12 protein-coding genes are annotated in these 17,817 nt (G+C 58.1%); 4 read left to right on the top strand and 8 right to left on the bottom strand.

Annotation, left to right across the window (positions count from 1 at the left end; translation table 11 throughout):
- Positions 1-162 precede the first annotated feature (162 nt).
- From AC3RLQ_RS30900 to AC3RLQ_RS30865, 8 genes are all read right to left on the bottom strand, one after another.
- Positions 163-1,296: a ribonuclease D gene (locus AC3RLQ_RS30900; RefSeq protein WP_493032890.1), complete on the bottom strand. Its 1,134-nt coding sequence runs from the start codon at positions 1,294-1,296 to the stop codon at positions 163-165.
- Positions 1,293-2,759, bottom strand: coding sequence for a transcription termination factor Rho (gene rho, locus AC3RLQ_RS30895; protein WP_493032888.1), 1,467 nt, complete (start codon positions 2,757-2,759; stop codon positions 1,293-1,295). The genes AC3RLQ_RS30900 and rho overlap by 4 nt, the downstream gene beginning before the upstream one ends.
- Positions 2,756-3,412, bottom strand: a complete 657-nt coding sequence (gene coaE / locus AC3RLQ_RS30890; protein ID WP_493032886.1) for a dephospho-CoA kinase — start codon at positions 3,410-3,412, stop codon at positions 2,756-2,758. Before coaE ends, rho begins: the two co-directional genes overlap by 4 nt.
- A gap of 63 nt (positions 3,413-3,475) precedes the next feature.
- Positions 3,476-6,067 (bottom strand): Amuc_1098 family type IV pilus outer membrane protein, encoded by a 2,592-nt coding sequence (locus tag AC3RLQ_RS30885; RefSeq protein ID WP_493032884.1) that lies wholly within the window; start codon positions 6,065-6,067, stop codon positions 3,476-3,478.
- 169 nt (positions 6,068-6,236) lie between these two features.
- A complete protein-coding gene (locus AC3RLQ_RS30880; protein ID WP_493032882.1) occupies positions 6,237-7,229 on the bottom strand; it encodes an Amuc_1099 family pilus-like system protein in 993 nt (330 codons plus the stop codon).
- Between the two features lie 38 nt (positions 7,230-7,267).
- Positions 7,268-8,260 (bottom strand): Amuc_1100 family pilus-like protein, encoded by a 993-nt coding sequence (locus tag AC3RLQ_RS30875; protein WP_493032880.1) that lies wholly within the window; start codon positions 8,258-8,260, stop codon positions 7,268-7,270.
- Between the two features lie 6 nt (positions 8,261-8,266).
- On the bottom strand, positions 8,267-10,024 hold the full coding sequence (mul2B, locus tag AC3RLQ_RS30870) for an Amuc_1101 family PilM-like pilus complex protein (protein WP_493032878.1): 1,758 nt from the start codon (positions 10,022-10,024) through the stop codon (positions 8,267-8,269).
- Between the two features lie 54 nt (positions 10,025-10,078).
- Complete coding sequence (locus tag AC3RLQ_RS30865) at positions 10,079-10,711, bottom strand: Amuc_1102 family pilus-like protein (protein WP_493032876.1); 633 nt, start codon at positions 10,709-10,711, stop codon at positions 10,079-10,081.
- Between the two features lie 303 nt (positions 10,712-11,014).
- On the opposite strand from AC3RLQ_RS30865, the gene AC3RLQ_RS30860 reads away from it, so the two are divergent.
- From AC3RLQ_RS30860 to AC3RLQ_RS30845, 4 genes are all read left to right on the top strand, one after another.
- Complete coding sequence (locus tag AC3RLQ_RS30860; protein WP_493032874.1) at positions 11,015-12,148, top strand: substrate-binding domain-containing protein; 1,134 nt, start codon at positions 11,015-11,017, stop codon at positions 12,146-12,148.
- Between the two features lie 23 nt (positions 12,149-12,171).
- Positions 12,172-12,912, top strand: a complete 741-nt coding sequence (locus AC3RLQ_RS30855; RefSeq protein ID WP_493032872.1) for a YdjY domain-containing protein — start codon at positions 12,172-12,174, stop codon at positions 12,910-12,912.
- 252 nt (positions 12,913-13,164) lie between these two features.
- Positions 13,165-14,328 (top strand): prenyltransferase/squalene oxidase repeat-containing protein, encoded by a 1,164-nt coding sequence (locus tag AC3RLQ_RS30850; protein ID WP_493032870.1) that lies wholly within the window; start codon positions 13,165-13,167, stop codon positions 14,326-14,328.
- Between the two features lie 529 nt (positions 14,329-14,857).
- Positions 14,858-17,779 (top strand): hypothetical protein, encoded by a 2,922-nt coding sequence (locus tag AC3RLQ_RS30845; protein ID WP_493032868.1) that lies wholly within the window; start codon positions 14,858-14,860, stop codon positions 17,777-17,779.
- Positions 17,780-17,817 lie beyond the last annotated feature (38 nt).

Genomic DNA, 17,817 nt, shown 5'->3' with positions numbered 1-17,817 from the left:
GTTTCCTGCAGGCACAGCACCGCGTCCGTAGGTTGGGTGTGTTTGGCGTCCATGGCGTCCCGTCACCCACAACCTCCTTCGCCAAACCGCCCGACTTCGAGCGCGTTCATACGCCATGGCGTCTGCCACACACGGATAGCCGGGGCGTGCTAGCGCCCCCTTCTACTCCGCCGTCTGCAACACCTGCTCCAGACCGCTTGCCATCAGATCATGCTGCCAGTTCATCAGATGACTCGATGGATTCCCGTCCACGACGAGTTCTTCGATGGTCGCACGTGATCCCAGCAGCGAGGGCTCGATCTCAAGCTCCTGCGCCACTTTTTCACGATGCGCACAAAGCTTGTCGATCTGATCACGCTGAGCATCACTGAGGCGCCCTTTGGTCTTCTTGGCACGTTGCGGCCAGTCGGCGGCAGTGGATGCCATGATCGCCGCCACAATGTCAAAAAACTCCTTCTTCCAGCGCGGACGCCAGCCGTTCGGCGGATTCAGCGGCTGGCCGGCTTCAAACTGCTCGGCATAGGCCACCATCTGCTTGTTGGACATGATCTTGAAGCAGGGCGTGTCACGTTCTTTCGCGATCCCTTCACGCCATTCCCACATGCCTTTCAGGATGGCCAGTCCTCTGGGGTGCAACCTTCCACAGCCCTGCACACGCCACGGATCTTCGCGCGCCACATTGTCACGCGCGGCCACATCTTCCTGCAAAGACATGCAGCTCTGATGAAACCACTCTTCACGCCCCTTCGCTTTGAGTTCAGCCACGAATTTATCCGCGATCGGCAGCAGATAGCGCACATCATCCACCGCATAGGAAAGCATGTTCGGCGGCAGCGGCCTGCGGCTCCAGTCAGCCTTTTGTGAGGCTTTGCACAGGTCCAGATCAAAGGCGTTCTTCACCAGTGCCGCGAGCCCAAACTGGCGCGCGCCAAGCAGGCGCGCCGCGATCTGCGTGTCACGAATCACCTTCGGATTCCAGTCGTAGGTCCTCCGCAGCATCGTCAGGTCGTAATCAGCCCCGTGAAACCACAGCTCATGCGCATCCAGCAGTTCCAGCAATGGCGTCACATCTGAAATCGCCAGCGGATCCACCAGAGCATAGCGCCCGGCACAGTTCACCTGCAGCAGGCAGAGCTTCTCGTGGTAGTGGTGCAGGCTGTCCGCTTCCGTGTCCAGACAGCAGCGCTTGTCCGGGCTTTCTGCCAGCCAGACTCGCATCTTGCCCACCCATTCATTGAGGTGCTCCGGGGTGTCGATGAACTCGTAGTCCTTCGGTGGTGATCCTTCCTCGTTCATTTCAGGCCCATGAGGAGGATTTCCGCATTGTTGCTGGTGCGGTTGATATTGCGAATAAGCATCTCAAGTGCCTCGACAGCCGGGACGGCGGCAAGCTGTTTGCGCACCTGCGTGATGCGCCGGAATTCGTCAGGATGGTAGAGCAGGTCGTCACGCCGCGTGCCCGATTTGAGCAGGTGCAGGGCGGGGTAAATCCGCCGCTCGGAGATTTCTCGGTCCAGCGTGGCCTCCATGTTGCCGGTGCCTTTGAACTCTTCAAAGATCACTTCATCCATGCGGCTCTCGGTTTCGATCAGCGCCGTGGCAATGATCGTCAGGCTTCCGCCCTCTTCCACATTGCGCGCAGACCCGAAGAATTTCTTGGGCTTTTGCAGCGCCTTGGTGCCGACACCGCCGGCCATGTACGCTCCACCCTTGCTGCCTTGGGAAGAGTTGTAGCCACGCGCCAGACGCGTGATGCTGTCCAGCAGGATCACCACGTCCTTCTTCATCTCCACCAGACGGCAGGCGCGCTCACGCACGATCTCCGCCACTTGGCTGTGCCGCTTCGGACTCTCATCAAACGTGGAGCTGTAAATCTCGCAGCCGCTCACGGTTTCTTCGAAATCGGTCACTTCCTCGGGGCGTTCATCCAGCAGCAGCACGATGAGAGTGATCTCCTTGTGATTCTGGGAGATGGACTTGGCGATGTCCTTCAGGATCACCGTCTTGCCCGAACGCGGCGGTGCGCAGATCAGACCACGCTGGCCTTTGCCCAGCGGTGCCACGATGTCGAGAATGCGGGAGCTGACCGCGCAAGGCTTGGCCGTTTCGAGAATGATGCGCTTGTTGGGAAAGGTCGCCGTCAGCTTGTCGAAATCCGTCGGCGTCTCCCATTTGTCGATGGTAATCCCCTCGACTTCGGTGATCCGGTCGATCGCCAGATATTTGTCCCGGTCCTTCGGCGCCTTGGCAATCCCAGCGATTCTCTGGCTGGGGCGCAGATTGAATTTCCTGACCAGAAACAAAGGAACGAAGACGTCCTCTGGCAGGGGCATGAAACTGTACTTCGGATAACGGATGAGACCGTAGTTGTCCGTGCCGATTTCCAGCACACCTTCCACCTTGAGGCGGGTTTTGTGTTCCCCCATCCAAGAACAAAGATCGTAAATGAGCTGATGCTTCGTGCGGCTTGCATTCAGGCGGAAACCCACCTTTTCCGCAAGCTCCAGCAGATCAGCCAGCGAGGAGTTTTGCAGCTCGTTGATGGAGATCTCCTCTGGAAACGGTGGCTGTGCGCCATCCGTCTTCTGTGGCTCGGCAGGCGGCTCGCCTGAAACGGCGGCAGGTTGAGCAGGAGATGCAGCCTCCTGCTGCGGCTCGGGATTCTCCGGGGGGAGAGTGGCAACGGGGGTGGGTTCCGACACTGGGGAGGCGGGGGGTGCCGCAACCGTTGCGGGGGATTCGGTAGATGGGTCGTTCATGCTTGCAAGAGTGGACTTGCCAGCGTCAGCACCTGGGCTTCAAGAGAGGCCAGAGAACCATCATTCCAAATGACGGCATCTGCTCTTTCTACCTTGGCTTCGATGGGCCATTGGGCCTCCAGGAACTTGTGAACGGTCTGTTCGTCGAGTCCCCGGGTTTCCATCATCCGCCTGACTTGCACCGACCGGCTGGAAGCCACCACGATGACGAAGTCTGCTGAAACTGTACCTCCAATCTCATAGTGGAGGGGGACTTCCGCAAGGAAAAGATTCACCCCCGCCTTTTCGGCCTCCCTGCGGGCGTCCTCCAGAGCGGCCAAAACGGGGGGATGCAGCAGGCCTTCCAGTTTTTTGCGCAAACCCACATCCGGCAACACCACATCGCGCAGCCACTGGCGGTTGATCTCACCCGAATCACCCACTGCCTTCGCCCCAAAGGCAGCCACCAGTTCCTTGATCGTCGAGGCACGTTTCATGATCTCTGCCACCATCAAGTCGGCCGAAAAGAAACGATGCGGCACAGGAAGCTGCTGCGTCAGCAGCGTGATCAGTGAACTTTTGCCGCACCCTGCCCCACCGGTGATCAACCAAGATTTCATCGAAGTAAATGGCCTGTGCTTGCCCCGTCTGCAATCGCCAGTCGCTAAAAACACATCAGGCAGGATGCTTTCGCAATCCTGCCTGATGTTGGGTTAAGTATGTTTAGCTTAGGACAGTTAAGGAGCCACCGACGGCAGGAGAGTTCCCACTGAGCCAGGACCGGCTGCAGTATCAGCACCAACTGCTGCCTGCGTAGGGTTGACCGGCTTGAGACGCTGACCCGAAGGGTCGATCAAATGGGCCGTCACGAAGATCATCAGATTGCGCTTGTAGTGCTGCTCGGACTCACTCTTGAACAGGCGGCCCACGAAGGGCAGATCGCCAAGAATCGGCACTTTGTCCTGAACGTCCTGCACGTCTTCGCGGATCAGGCCGCCGAGAGCAACAGTCTGTCCATCCCAGATCGAAACACCGGTGGTCACTTTGCGCACCGAGAACACCGGCTGGTTGATGATGTTAGGAGTGATCAGACGCTCTGGCTGTTGCAGAGGAACGTAGCCCTGAACCTGTGTGGCGGCACCCAAGGCATCAATAACCGTGGAGGTAACGCTCAGCACCGACTGGCTCGAAGGAGACAGAATGGGGGAGCCATAGTTGATGAAGCCATCGAACTCCACCACTTCAGGAGCGAGGGTCAGTTCAATCGTGTTGCCATCCGCACCCACGGTGGGTTCAGCCTCAAGGCGAACACCAGTCTGGCGCATTTCAAACGCTGTCGGAGTCGTCGGAGTGGCAATCTGCTGGCCACCACCACCACCACCACCAACGTTCAGACCGCCACCACCCTGAGGAAGACGAGGAGGATCAAATTCCGTTGGGTAGATGAATTCGCGAGTCACTTCCATGGTGGCACGAGTGCCGCTCTTCGTTGTCACGCTTGGGGCGCTCATCAAATCCACGCCTTTTTTCTGGCTCAGACCGCGGATCACGTTCTGGAACTGCGGATCAGAGAAGATACCAGCGGTGGAGAAAATGCCCGGAGCCACACTGGTGGTGGAAGTGGTGGAGCCCGTTGTCAGCAGATTGTCGATGCTGCTGTTGTTGATGGCAAAACCACCACTGCGGTTCCCAGCCGTGATGGGGCCGCCACCGTATGGGAAGGGAGAAGTAAGGGTGGTGGCATCCACCGCACCGGAAGGGATCGGGCCTGCGAAAGCACCACTGATCGGAATGTTAGGGAACACCGTTTGGCCACCGACAACATAACCAGGCTGCACCAAGTTAGATGTGAACGGATAGTTGGCTGAGTTATAAGCATTGCCATTACCGGTGCTGCCACCGCCGAAGAAGACGTTGCCCTTGCCCACTCCGCCAAGGAGCCAGTCAAAGCCGAGCTCTTCGGTGTTCTTCTGAGTGACTTCGACGAACTTGGAAGTGATGACCACCATCTTGGGAGCCAGCTTGGTGATGGATTCCACATAGGCTTCCACCAGATCCAGGTTAGGCTGCGTGTTTCTCACCACCAACTGTGAGGTGGCAGGATTGTAGCTCGCCGAAGCGCCTTCCGGGAAAACGATCCCCGATGCTTCAAGAATCTGACGCGCTGTTCTTCTGGCGATCAAACCACTGCCGCCAGCTGCTGCACCAGCACCACCACCAGCAGCAAAAGGATCTGCGGCAGCTGCCGGAGCAGGAGCAGCGCCGTCGCCACCACCACCCGAGCTCAGGAAGTCAGGCGGCACGCGGTAGCTGCGAGTATACTGCTCGCTGGCATTTTCGGAGATTGGCACCACCAGCACGGCATGCGCTTCCACTTTGTATTTCATCTGCGCCAGCTCGGTCACATAGCGAAGAGCTTCAGACATCGGCACATCTTTCAAGTCCAGGCTGATGGACGCATTGCTTGGCGCATCGCCCATGCGGAGAATGATGTTGACCCCTTTGACTCCGGATTTGTCGGTGAAGGTGTCCAAATCACGGCTTTTAACACGAAGGTATTCAATCGCCTCTTCAATGGTTGCCCCTTCGAATTGCACCGTTGGGAAAATGATCTTGTTCATTTTTTCCGTCAGATACGCACCCGGGCTGCGTCCCACACCATATTCAAAGACGACAGCCTGGCCCTGCACAGGCACCTTGTCCTCCCAAGTCTCGGTCACCTGCGTCAGCATTTTGGCACGCTGGTGATCGTAGGCCGTCTTGAAGTAGGCCTGACGCTTGCGCTCAGCATTCTCCATGCCGCGGCGGGCGGCGCTGTTGTAGGGATCTGTCCGCAGAACATCCTGATACTGCGTAATGGCAGCATCATACTGGCCGGTTTCAACGGAGCTGTTACCCAGCAGGAGTCCTGCTTGAACCTTGCCCACGTTGGTCACGTGCTCGGCGGTGAGTGATGGCGGCCAGCGGTCTGGATCCTCAAGCTGCTTCTGGAATGCCAGAGCGCCTTTGTGCCCTGGAATTAACACCAGCGCACCTTCCAGCAACTGACGGGATTCCTTGTAGTTGCCTGCCTTGGCACGTTCCTGAGCAACCGTGACACTGCAGTCAGCATACTTGAGCTGGGCCAGATCCAGCCAGTCGCGGGTCAATGGCGCATTTGGCAGCGAATCGATGGCGGCTTTGTAGGAGCTAAGCGCACCATCATAATCCCCCTCGCTGAATAATTTGTCACCACGATCCATGGCCGTGCGTGCATCTTCAATGCGGGCATAACGGCGTGCGATTTCGCGATTGGCCATTCCAGTGACGGTACTTTGACTTTGGGCCATGATCGATGGCGAGGCCGCAGTCAAAACGAGAAGGGAAAGGTTGAACACCAGACGAGAGTGATGGGTCATAGGGCAAACTGACAATATTTTGTGGTAAAGAGAGATTACTAACAGAAGAGGGCGAACTTTGGCGAGCTAATTTTTGTGCCGGGATGAAAATAGCGAAGGCTCAGCCCTGCTTAATTTCGATGGTTTCTTTCGTGGGTTTACCATCCGCCCCGAGAGGCGAAATAATGGCTTTGGTTTCTTCCAATTTGAGAATGTAGTAGGTCTTGCCAAGGCCGGGAAGCTGGAACGAGCCTCCTTCTTTCACCCCCGGAATGACCTGACGCTTCTTCCAGCGGAATTCGAACTCAGCCTCATAATCGGCCAGATTCACTTCCTTGCCTTCCACCAGCTCAAATTCCTTCTGGGTGGACATATCGAGCATTTTCAGAACGTAGGCATCCTTGGGCCCAAACTTCGTTTCGATGGTCTTTTTATCAGCGGAGAGAATTTTGAAGCGCAGGGTGCCTTTGTCGAAACCAAACTCCTCGTTGAGAGGTTTGAAAACACTCGCGCGAGTCGGCACCAGACGCTGAATCTGGAAAGTGCCATCGCTGCCTCCCTTGAGCATCAGGATGTAGTCATGGCTGATTCGCTTGGTCAGGAACAGCTTGTCAGTATAAGGCGGCATCGAGCTCGCATCCCGGGGATCAGTCTTGGCATTGAACTCTTCCAGGTTGGAAAACCCGTCGTTGTCCGCATCCAGCTGGCCGACGTTAGGCGAAAAGATGTTGGGGAGCTGTGCTTCCGGCGGGTTTTTCGTCAGATCTCCCGTGAGGAAGAGGTTGGTCATCGGTTCACGCAGCTTCGGCTCCGGCAGCAGAAGGTCGAAAAGCTTCCCGTCCTTCATCACCAGCATCACGGACTTGTTCAATGGCACCGCCTTCTCATTTCGCACCGGGGAAAGCCATGAATACTTCTTCTTGAAGGTTTCGGTGGCGTCTTTCACCTTCTGGCTTGCGGGTGCGTTCAAGTCATTCTTGGAGAACCCCTGTGGCAGGGTAAGACTTTCCTCAAGCCCTTGCGATTCGAGGATCAGAAACACGGCCACCCCAATCGCTAGGAGGGAGGAAATGATCAGAATGGTTTTTTCGTAGTTGCCCTGTCGGTTCTGCATGGTGGTGCTTTAAGGCTGCGGATTTTTATAAAGTGAGATCAACGTCCGGCGGGAGCCTGGGCCGCAACCCCTGCGGCGGCGTCCAAAAATTTGATCAGATCGATTTCGAGCCTGACTTTCAGAAGCTCATTCCCAAACACAGGAATGGCATCCACAAAAGCCGGCGGCGGCGGCTTGATCTCATCCGAGGGCGCCTCCTCCGTTTTGACAGGTGCATTCGGGTCACTAGTCCCTTCGGTCGGCAGTCTGACTTCAGAAACAAGCGGGCCATCCTGACGTTGATTCTCAATGCGCAACAGGCGCAGGCTGGTGAAATACGGCATGTCAGTCGGGCTGGTCAGGCGGCTGATCAGCAGCTGCAATGGCCCCTGATCCAAGGTCAAAACCAGCGAAATCTGACGTTTCTCAACAATACCAGAGGGCACCTGCGCCCCTAACGCTGCGGCATTGTTGTTCCCCTGCGCGGCGGTGGAAGTTTTAGCGGAAGCAGCCTCGACGGGCAGCTTGGAGCGCTCCAGTAGATCCAGGGACTGCACTCCGCATTTCATGAGGAGCTTCGTCAGCTCATCCACGGCATCCAGATAACCGGAAAGCTCGGTGGCTTCGGCGCCGGATTTGGGCAGCGTGTGCGTGTAGTCATCAAAACCGAAGGCAAATTCTGCAGGGAGCTGCATCTTCGCCTGCACGGATGTCTTGCGGATTTCGGAGATCTTGGCTTTGAGTTTGTCCTGAAACTCAATGTCATTGATCGCCGCAACCTTCGGCTGAAGAATGAGCACCGTTTTTCCAAGGGTGTCCACCAGCTTCGAGTATTCAGCCACAGAGTCCTGTTTCGCCTTCAAATTGGCCTCCGTAGGAGCCAGTTGCGCGCCTTTCAGGCCGGCCACCTGGTTGCCCAGGCCAAGATAACCCTCCTTGGTTTCTGCATAGACACTCCATGCATCAAACAACAGATAGCCAAGGGCCAGCGAGCCGACGACGATTACGCCAAGAATGGCGGCCAATGGTTTATTTTCACGTATCCAGTCCATGATGCTTTATTGAAATTGCAGAGGATTGCGCAGAGGCATTTTAATTTCGAAGTGATAGGCGTAGCGCACTTCATCCACGCCACTGTCAACCTTCACATATGTGTCACGTTTGGCTTCAAAGTCCGGCGCGTTGAAGGCGTTCAGTTTGGCAAGCTTCGCGGCAAAATCATAGACCACCTTCTGCTCTCCTTTGTCGTTTTTACGATACAGCCCTTGCATGCGCAGAGTGTAGACCGGTGCAGCAGGCGCCCCTCTGGAGTTGCTGCTGTTATTGGGAGCAGGCTTGCTGTTGTTCTCGTCACCGCCCCACAGCGATTTGGTGATGGGTTTGTCATCCTTCAGCACTTCGATCACAGGCAGCCAGATCAGATCATTGTCGAACTGCTGATTGAGGTCATTGAGCAGATGCGCCCACCAGGAGCGGTCGGTCACCGCCTGCTCCAGCTGTGCGCTGCGAACTCGGAGTTCTTCCTGCTTGGCGTCAAGCTGGCGGATTTGATTGGCCAGACCATTGAGCTGACTGCTTTCAGCCTGCAGGGTGGCAGAACGTGTTTCCACCACCGCAGTCGCGCTCTTGAACCAGAAGATCGAGGCAGCCAGTGCCCCCATGATGCAGATCCCGGACAGAATAAGGGCCGGCGCACGACGCGCCGCGTCACGTGCCGAGGCCAGCTTCCCGGGGACGAGCTCGATTTCACAAGGGCAGGAGCCCATGCCTCGCAGCGCAAGACCAACGAGTTCTCCAAGCGCCGGTGCATCCATCTGGGCGGCATCCGCGCTCACTCCACGATCAGTCTGCACACCACGCAGCCCGTTGTAAATCTCCACCGGCAGCTTCAATTTTTCCGCGAAAAACTCCGCAATGTAGCCCGCACCCGAGCCACCGCCCGCGAGGAAAACGCGCTTGGGCGCGCTGCCACCCTGCTGGCTGCGGTAAAAGGTGATCGTGCGCATGATCTCAGCATGCAGCCTCGTCATCGAATTGCGCATGACCTTGGACATGGCGTTCACGCCTTCGTCCGGATGGTCTTCCACCGCTCCACCAAGGGCCACAAAGCCCTGGGAACGCTTCTGGCGCTCGGCCTCGGCAAAGGAAATGCCGAATTCCTTGGCGATCGCGTTGGTGACGGCAGCACCGCCCACCAGCAGATTGCGGGTGAAAAAGCGATCGCCTTCAACAAACACCAGATTCGTAGAGCGGGCGCCCATGTCCACGATCAACGCAGGCTCATCCACATCAGGATAGCTGTAACGGAAAGCGTTGTAGAGCGCCAGCGGCCCCACATCCATCCCGACCACATTGACGCCACAGGAAGAAACTTCCTCGTGCATCTCGTTCAGCGGCTCGCACTTCATGGCGGCCAGCACCACTTCGATTTCGCCCAGATCAGACTTGGAAACCACTTCGTAGTCCCAGGAGACTTCATCCAGCTGCCACGGCACATTCTGCCGCGCTTCGAACTCAACGATCTGCGCCAGCTTGTCCCCCTGCACAGGAGGCAGCTTCACAAAACGGCTGAACACCGGATGCCCGGGGACGGAACACCAGGTCTTCTGCCCCTTGATCTTCACCTTGGAGACGAGCTCCTGCAGCGCCGACTTCAACTGGGGCAGGCGGCTGACATCCACGGAAGGATCTCCATCCAGCTCAATGATTTCGTACCGCTTCAGGATGAGATCCCCTCCCGACGTCTTGCCAAAGAATGCTCCGCTGACACGCTGGGAGCCAAGACTGATGACTGCAATGCTGTTTGGGTCTGCCATGCTGGATAAGGTAAAAAATCGCTGAACTGCTGGGAACTGAAGGTACGGCTGGGGTTATTTGGCTTTGACCTGCACGTCGTAGTCACCAAAAACATCTGCGAAAGGCGTTTGCATCTTGTTCAGCAACATTCCCTGCATCATCGCAAATGCGTCTTTGTTCTCCCACCAAGGCTTGTTGCCCACGCTCGACTTTGCCGCAATGACCTTGCCTTCCGCCACAAATTCGACACCCCAGCCCTGAATGTCAGAGGAGGCTGTCACAAAATCTTTTTGGAAAATGGATTTGAGCGTCGAGGGCGAGATGTAAGCCAGCGCATGGCAGGGCTCATCAGCTGGAATGTCCACCAAATCCAACGTGCCGGTGAGCACCTCACGCTTGTTATCCTTGGTCATGTGCTGCAGTGCCACATAGATGTTGAGCTGCATGGAGGCATAGGTGCCTTTTCTTCCGCCTGCTTCTTCAGGAAGCTTGATGTCAAATTCCACATCCAGCTCAATCCAGTTCTTCGGAGTCCAGCGCTTCATCTTCACGTTCGTCGCGCTGATCATCGGCGTCGGCTGCTCTTCGACCTGCACGTTTTTGATCTTCAATTTCACCCCGGGCAGTTTTTCACCTGTCGCCGGCGCTTGCGCCTGAACGACATTGGCAAGAAGGAGAGATGCGAGAATCAAGCTGAGAGGTTTCATTGTGTGGGCTGGTTGTTCCAATATTTAAAAGTTTTATCAGCAAAACACCCTGCGCATCAAGCAGGGATTCGAGAAAGTCGCGAAAATACGTCACTGCGCGGAAATTTCCGTCTTCATGCAATTCCTGCGATTGCAGGTAAAAGAGGTCTTCTTGGGGTGGCTCATTACGGTCAGTTCAGGGGGCGGGGAGCGCGGAGTCTGTGGCAATCCCGTCAGAGTGCAAGCAAAAGACAGGCGGGGATTTCGTGAACATCTAAGGCTTGTGCAAGTCTGATTTCGAAGCCTAAACTCACCTTCTTCATCATGACGTTCTCCTGCACTCGACCCGCCGCCCTCCTTTTGGGCATCCTTTCATTGACCGCTTGCGATCAGTCGGACAGCCCCGTGGTGGAAAAAGCGATCAGCGATCTGGAAAAACAAAAGCAGGCAACTCAGGCTAAACCAGCAAGCGCACCCGCTCCTCCCGCCAGCGCACTGCCTTCCCCCGGCATTCTTGCTTCCACCGGCCTCGCAGCCAAGGATGAGCGCGCCGAAATCATCCTGCTTCTGCCTGACACACGCGTCGCCATGCAGGAATTCCAGCGCAATGGCCTCGCCATGCTCGTCGGCAGGCAGGTGGGCTACAAGCTCACCACCAGCGACGCCGCCGGCAGCAGCGCCAGGCAGATCGAACAGTTCCGCCAGGCCATCGCCGCCAAGCCTGCCGCCATCATCATCAGCCCCATCGATCCCCCTGCGGTTGCGGCACTCATTGTCGAAGCACAGACCCATGGCATCATCGTCATCGGCCTCGACAAACGCATGCTCAACGAAGGCTGCGCCAGTGTCGTCTTCACCGATCAGCGCAAAGTCGGGCGCATGGCCGCAGACACCCTCATCGAAGCCCTCAAACGCAAAGCCGCCGAAGAAAAACGCACCGAGGTCACCGGCCGCGTCGTCCAGCTCCGCGGCGCTGCAGACAGCTACTCCACCAACGAGATCGCCGAAGGCTTCAACGAAGGCCTTCGCACCCAGTCCGGCGTCATCCTCGTCCATGACGCCCCGGCCGATTGGAGCACCGATATTGCCACCAAGTGCACCACCGAAGCCTTCAACCTCCAGAAAAATTTCGACGCCATCTACGCCCAGAGCGATGCCATGGCCCTCGGTGCGGCCAAAGCCGCAGAAACCGCCGGCCAGCGTGAAAACATCTTCATTGTCGGCACCGACGGCCTCTCCGGCCAGAAGCGCGGCCTCGAGCTCGTCCGCCTCGGTGACCTCGACGCCTCCGTCGTTCAGCCCGCCCTCGTCGATCTCGCACTCAAGATCATCACCAAGTTGCGCAGCGACAAAGCCTTCAAACCACTGCCCTCCTATGAAATTCAGTCCGTGGTAATCCAGCCCAAAAACGTGGAGCAGATGCTCCGCACCGGCACCTACAGGCTGCCAAATCTGTGAACCAACAACACACCCCATCCGCCATGTTGCGCTCGCTCACCGCCCTCTTCTTCCTCCTCGCCTGCGTCGACCTGTCCGCGCAAGACGCAACCGCACCCAAGCCCGACGCCAAAACACAGCTCGAAGCCGCGCAAAAGCTCGTCAAGCAGGTCTCCCCCGGCGTCTACGATCTCAACGGCATCCAGATCACCGCCGCCACCCGCGAGCTGCGCATCCCCTGTTCCATCCTTCATCAAAAGCTGCCCATCGAGTACGCCCTCTGCCATGAAAACGGCGAGAAAGTCCACGAGACCATTCTCGAGACCAAGGTGAAACCCATTCAAATTCAACTCGCCCTCCTCCTCGCCAATTACCAGCCCGGCACCCTCGGCATCCTCGAAAAGCTCGATCCCAAAGCCGAGCGCCCCTACAACGCCAAGGACACCGAGCCCAAAACCCCCGGAGCCAACCGTCTCGCCATCCACGTCGAATGGAAAGAAGGCGACAAAACCAAAAAAGTCCCCCTCTCCGACTTCATCCAGAACATCGAAAAACGCAAAACCCCCGACGACCTCGACACCTGGATTTTCAACGGCTCCATCATCGATGAAACCGGCTTCGCCGCCGAGCAGACCGGCTCCATCATCTCCACCTATGTGGATCGCGCCGCCATCATCAATTCCGCCGCCAAAGGCAACGAACGCGACGACCTCTGGATCAGCATGCCCGCCAACATCCCCGCCGAAGAGACCAAGGTCACCCTCATCATCACCCCCGGAAAATAGCCTCGCCTCGCGGCCGAACAACATGCCCCTCCGTAGGATGGGTGTGGCGACAGCCCGCGTGTCCTTCGAAGCACGTAGTGCGAAGAATGGGCCCGTCCATCAGCGCTTGGCAACGCCCCTGACTGCGAAATAAAATAGCCCCGGTCAAAAAGCGCCCGCCGCCGTTTCGCAGTGGACAAGAATCGTCCACCCACCAAGACGCCCCCCTTGCCCATTGACGCCGCCCTCTTTTCACATCCAGTGCTCTGTACCATGAAAATCTCCGCCCTCCTCCTCACCCTGGCGCTCGGCACCACCGCCGCCTTCCCCCAGGCCGCCACCCAGGCCTCGCGCAACGAATCCCTCAAGCAGGAGCTCCGCCTCGGCGTCGAGCGCGGCCTCAATTTCCTCCGCTCCAAGCAAAACCCCACCACCGGCCAGTGGGGCGAGGCCGAGCCCGTCGCAATGACCGGCCTCGGCATCATCAGCTTCATGCTCGATCCCAATCGCAAGCCCGGCGATCCCGTCCCCGCTGAAGTCGAAAAAGCCACCAAGTTCCTCGTCGCCCAGGCACGCCCCGATGGCGGCATCTTCATCAAAGGCCGTGGCAACTACAACACCGCCCTCGCCCTCACCGCACTCCTCCTCAACAACAAGCCCGAGAACGAGGAAGTCATGCTCAAGGCCCGCCGCTACCTCGTCCACTGCCAGGTCGATCTCGATGAAAAAGGCAAGCAGGACAACCCGCTCGATGGCGGCATCGGCTACGGCGACGAAAAAGGCATGCACGCAGACATGTCCAATCTCACCTTCGCCCTCGAAGCCCTCTACTACTCCCAGCAGCTCCTCGCAGACAAAGGTGACGCCGCCAAAAACGAGCCGCAGTTGAACGTCGCCGCCGCCATCGACTTCATCCAGCGCTGCCAGAACCGCCCAGAAAGCAACAAGTCCGCCTGGGTCAGCAAAGACCCCGACGACGCCGGCGGCTTCATCTACAACCCCACTGAAACCCGCGGTGCCAAAGTCACCAATCCCGATGGCAGCATCGCCCTCCGCAGCTACGGCAGCATCAGCTACGCCGGCCTTCTCAGCTTCGTCTATGCCGGTGTCGACAAAGACGACCCCCGCGTCAAAGCCGTCATCGAATGGCTTCAAAATCACTACAGCCCGGATGAAAACCCCGGCCTCGGCGCCGCCGGCCTCTACTACTACTACCAGACCATGAGCAAGGCCCTCAGCATCGCCAAAATCGACTTCATCAAGACCAAGGATGGCAAGCTCATCGACTGGCGCAAAGACATCACCGAAAAACTCCTCAGCCTCCAAAAAGGCGACGGCTCCTGGTCCAACACCGAAGGCCGCTGGATGGAATCCGACCCCGTCCTCACCACCAGCTACATCCTCATGGCCCTCGGCCGCATCCACCAGACCCTCTAAAAGTTGCCCAGTTGCTGTGCAACTGGTCCGATCCCCACAAACGCCGCGCCCTCAAAAGCGCGGCGTTTTTTTATGCCCTCGAATGGGCCAATCCATTCAACCTCACACCCAAACGCCCCGCACGGCACAGCCCCCATTTGGACTGCGGTCGCGCAGTGAGGCACGAACGCAGCTACCGCTTTCGACGGCCTCGGTGACTCACCCATGCCAAAGAAAACCCGAATGCGGGAGCCAATCATTTTCCGCAAGCCACAATATCTCACGCCCACCGCAAGCCCTTAGCCCCCCCCGGCATCTGCCCTTCTCAAAAATCAGTTTCAGAAACCGCTCAAGATATCCATCTCGACATCCCGCCACCGCATCCCGTAGTCTCACCGGCATGCACCCCACCTGCAGCCTCCTCCTGCTTTTGACCTTCCTCACCTTGGCACAAGGCAAGGACCCAGCAAAAGACAAAGCACCGGCTCAAGACACCGCACCAGCGCCTCCCCCCGTTGACCTGGATGCAAAAGCTCGCCTGAGGCAGAAAATGAATGAGATCATCATTCCCACGGTTCATTTCGAAAACGCCACCCTTGAGCAGGCGCTGGAATTTCTCCGCAAGCAAAGCCGCGAGCTGGACAAGTCATCTGCCCCAGCAGGCGCCAGAGGGGTGAACATCATTCTTAGCCAGACAGGTTTTCAAGATTCGCCCCACATCAATCTGGATTTAAAGGATGTCCCGCTGTCCGAGGTTTTACGCTATGTCACCGAACTCTCGCTAAGGAGATTCAGGGTCGAGTCGCAGGCAGTGATCGTGACAGGACTGCATGATTTCGAAGACGCGATGCAAACCCGCACCTACCACGTCGTGCCAGATTTCCTCTCAACTGGCAGCACTTCGAGCACTGCGCCAGCGGACCCTTTTGCCACCGTCTCCCCCGTTCCCCCTGCGGCGCAGGATGTCCCACCTTCCCAGTTCAAGTCGGCCAGACAAATTCTCGAATCAGCAGGCATCACATTTCCCGAAGGTGCCAGCGCCATCTTCAATCCGCTCACCAGCCAGCTCACCGTCAAAAACACGCTGCCGAATCTCGATCTCATTGAGGCTTATACAGTATCAGGCCACCTTGCCCCCGCCCTCGTCGCCTACACCATCACCGTCATCGAAGGCCCGGGCGAACTCATCCGTGAGGCCAATGCGCAGGCCTCACAAAACGCCAATGCCGCGCCCGCACTCGCCTCGCTGCTAGATCACTCGAAAAATCCCGACTCCAAAGTCCGCGTCGTTGCCGATGCCTTCCTCGAAACCAAATCCGGCACCCGCGCCGTCCTCGAAGCCGGGTGCGAGCACAATGACTCCACCAACTTCACCCTGGATGCCAAAAGCCGCGCCTCCGTCACGAGGGAGACGCTCCAGACCGGCCTGCACCTGGAAATCGAGCCCATAGTCGGTGCCGACGGAGCCACCATCGAGACCACGCTCAGCCTCGCGCTCAATGCCGCACCTCCCACCCAGCGCCAGATCAGCGTCAACGACCCGCTCACCGGCCACCCAGCCGAATTCCCCGTCACCGACATTCCAGGCACGCACATCGCCACCGGCCTCAGCATCCGCGCTGGCACCACCAAGCTCATCGGCGTCACCAAACCCGTCGGCACACCGCAGGAGAGCACAGACATCCTCTGCGCCGTGTTTCTCACCGCCTCTCTGCGCCGTGTGGAAGCTGTGCCCCCATCGCAGCCCAAAGTCACATCCCCCACCTCCGTCCCGCCCGGCATGACCTTCGCCGCCCTCCCTGCGCCAGACGGTTTGTTCGATGAAGTGCTGCATGGCCCAAAGCACCTCACACTCCAGGCATGGATGGCTCAATCCGGCATCACCTTTCCCTCTGGCTCCATCCTCGAACATCGCGACGGCATTCTGCGCTGCGTGAACACGCCCGACAACATCGCATTCATCATGGCGATCATTGACCAACAGCTTTCCGTCTACCCCAAAACCATCGCCCTCACCCTCCACACCTTGGAGGCCCCCGCACCCTTCCTCCGCGATCTCACCCGCCAGACACTCGCCTCCGCCGATGATTCCGCCATGTTCGCCGCTGTGGAATCCGCCGTTGCCCGTGGCGAGGCAAAATTCATCAACAGCACCTTCGTCGAATCCAAATCCGGCACGCGAGTCAACCATCACGCCGCCTGCGAACACCGCTACCTCAAAGGCATCGTCACCGATGCCCAGGGCCGCCCCAGCCTCAGCTTCGCCACACGTCAGGTTGGCTCCATCTTCGAAGTCGAGCCAACCATTGGTGCCGACTCACGCACGGTGGAACTCATTTTCAGCCACGAACTCCATCCCACGCCGCCCATCCTCCGCCGCGACCACTTCCGCGATCCCGCCTCGCAGCAGCCCTTCGACATCCCCGCCACCGATTTCAACTTCCACAAAACCGTCACCGGCATCAGCATCGCCAAAGGCAGCACCAAGCTCATCTCCATCAACAAGCCCATGGGCCTCGGCAAAACAGACCTGCTCTGGGTCACCTTTCTGAAATGCGATGTGGTGCCACAAGTCCCGAAGACACACCATGCAATGGCAGAACCCGCACCTGATCCCAAGCCATCCGCCGACCCCAAAGCCATCCACACCCGCAGCTTTCGCGTGCCCCCCGATTTTCTCTCGGCAGGTGGAGATTCGACCTCCACAGTTGGCAGGATAGAACGCAAGACAGCAAGGATCATCCTGGAAGAGGCCGGCATCCCCTTCCCTGAAGGAACAGCCGCTTATTACGGTCCACCAACAACTCAGATGGTTGTCAAAAACACGAATGAAAACCTCGACCTGATTCAAACCTATGTTGACTCAATTGTTGTTTGCCCACCGGCAATCATCGCCTTTACCACCCACATCCTCCAGGGCCCCGGCCCGCTGCTGCGCCGCCTCACCGCACAATCCGCCGGCAGGTGCGATCACCGCGCCGAACTCAACGAACTGCTCGCCGCAGTGAAAGCAGGCACCGTGCAGCATCTCAACACCGCCCACATCGAGACCAAGTCCGGCACCCGCGCCACCACCACCCAGGCCACCAAACACATCGCCATCGCCGATGTCAGTGTGAACGAAAAAGGCGAGCCCCACTTCACGCAGGAGAAGCGCGAAGTCGGCCTCAAAATCGAACTCGAACCCACCATCGGCGCAGACGGCCACACCGTCGAACTCACCTTCGCCCCCGAATTCCACACCGCCCCTCCCCTCGAACATCGTGAGCACCTCATCGACACCCAAGGCCGCCGCCTCGAATTCCCCCTCACCGATTACTTCACCACCACAGGCACCACCGGCATCACCCTCCCCTCCGGCTCCGCCCGCCTCCTCTCCCTCTACAAACCCACCGGCAACCCCGAGTTCGAAAAAGAAGACATCCTCCAGGCCATCTTCATCACCTGCGACATCCTGCGCCCAGAAAAGTAGCCCAGTTGCGCCGCAACTGGAGTTCCATCAACCAAGCG

This window comes from Prosthecobacter sp. GW821-HT29F12 (genome assembly GCF_058803405.1).
Note: the sequence above shows the minus strand (reverse complement) of the source record. Positions and strands in the feature narration are given on the sequence as shown.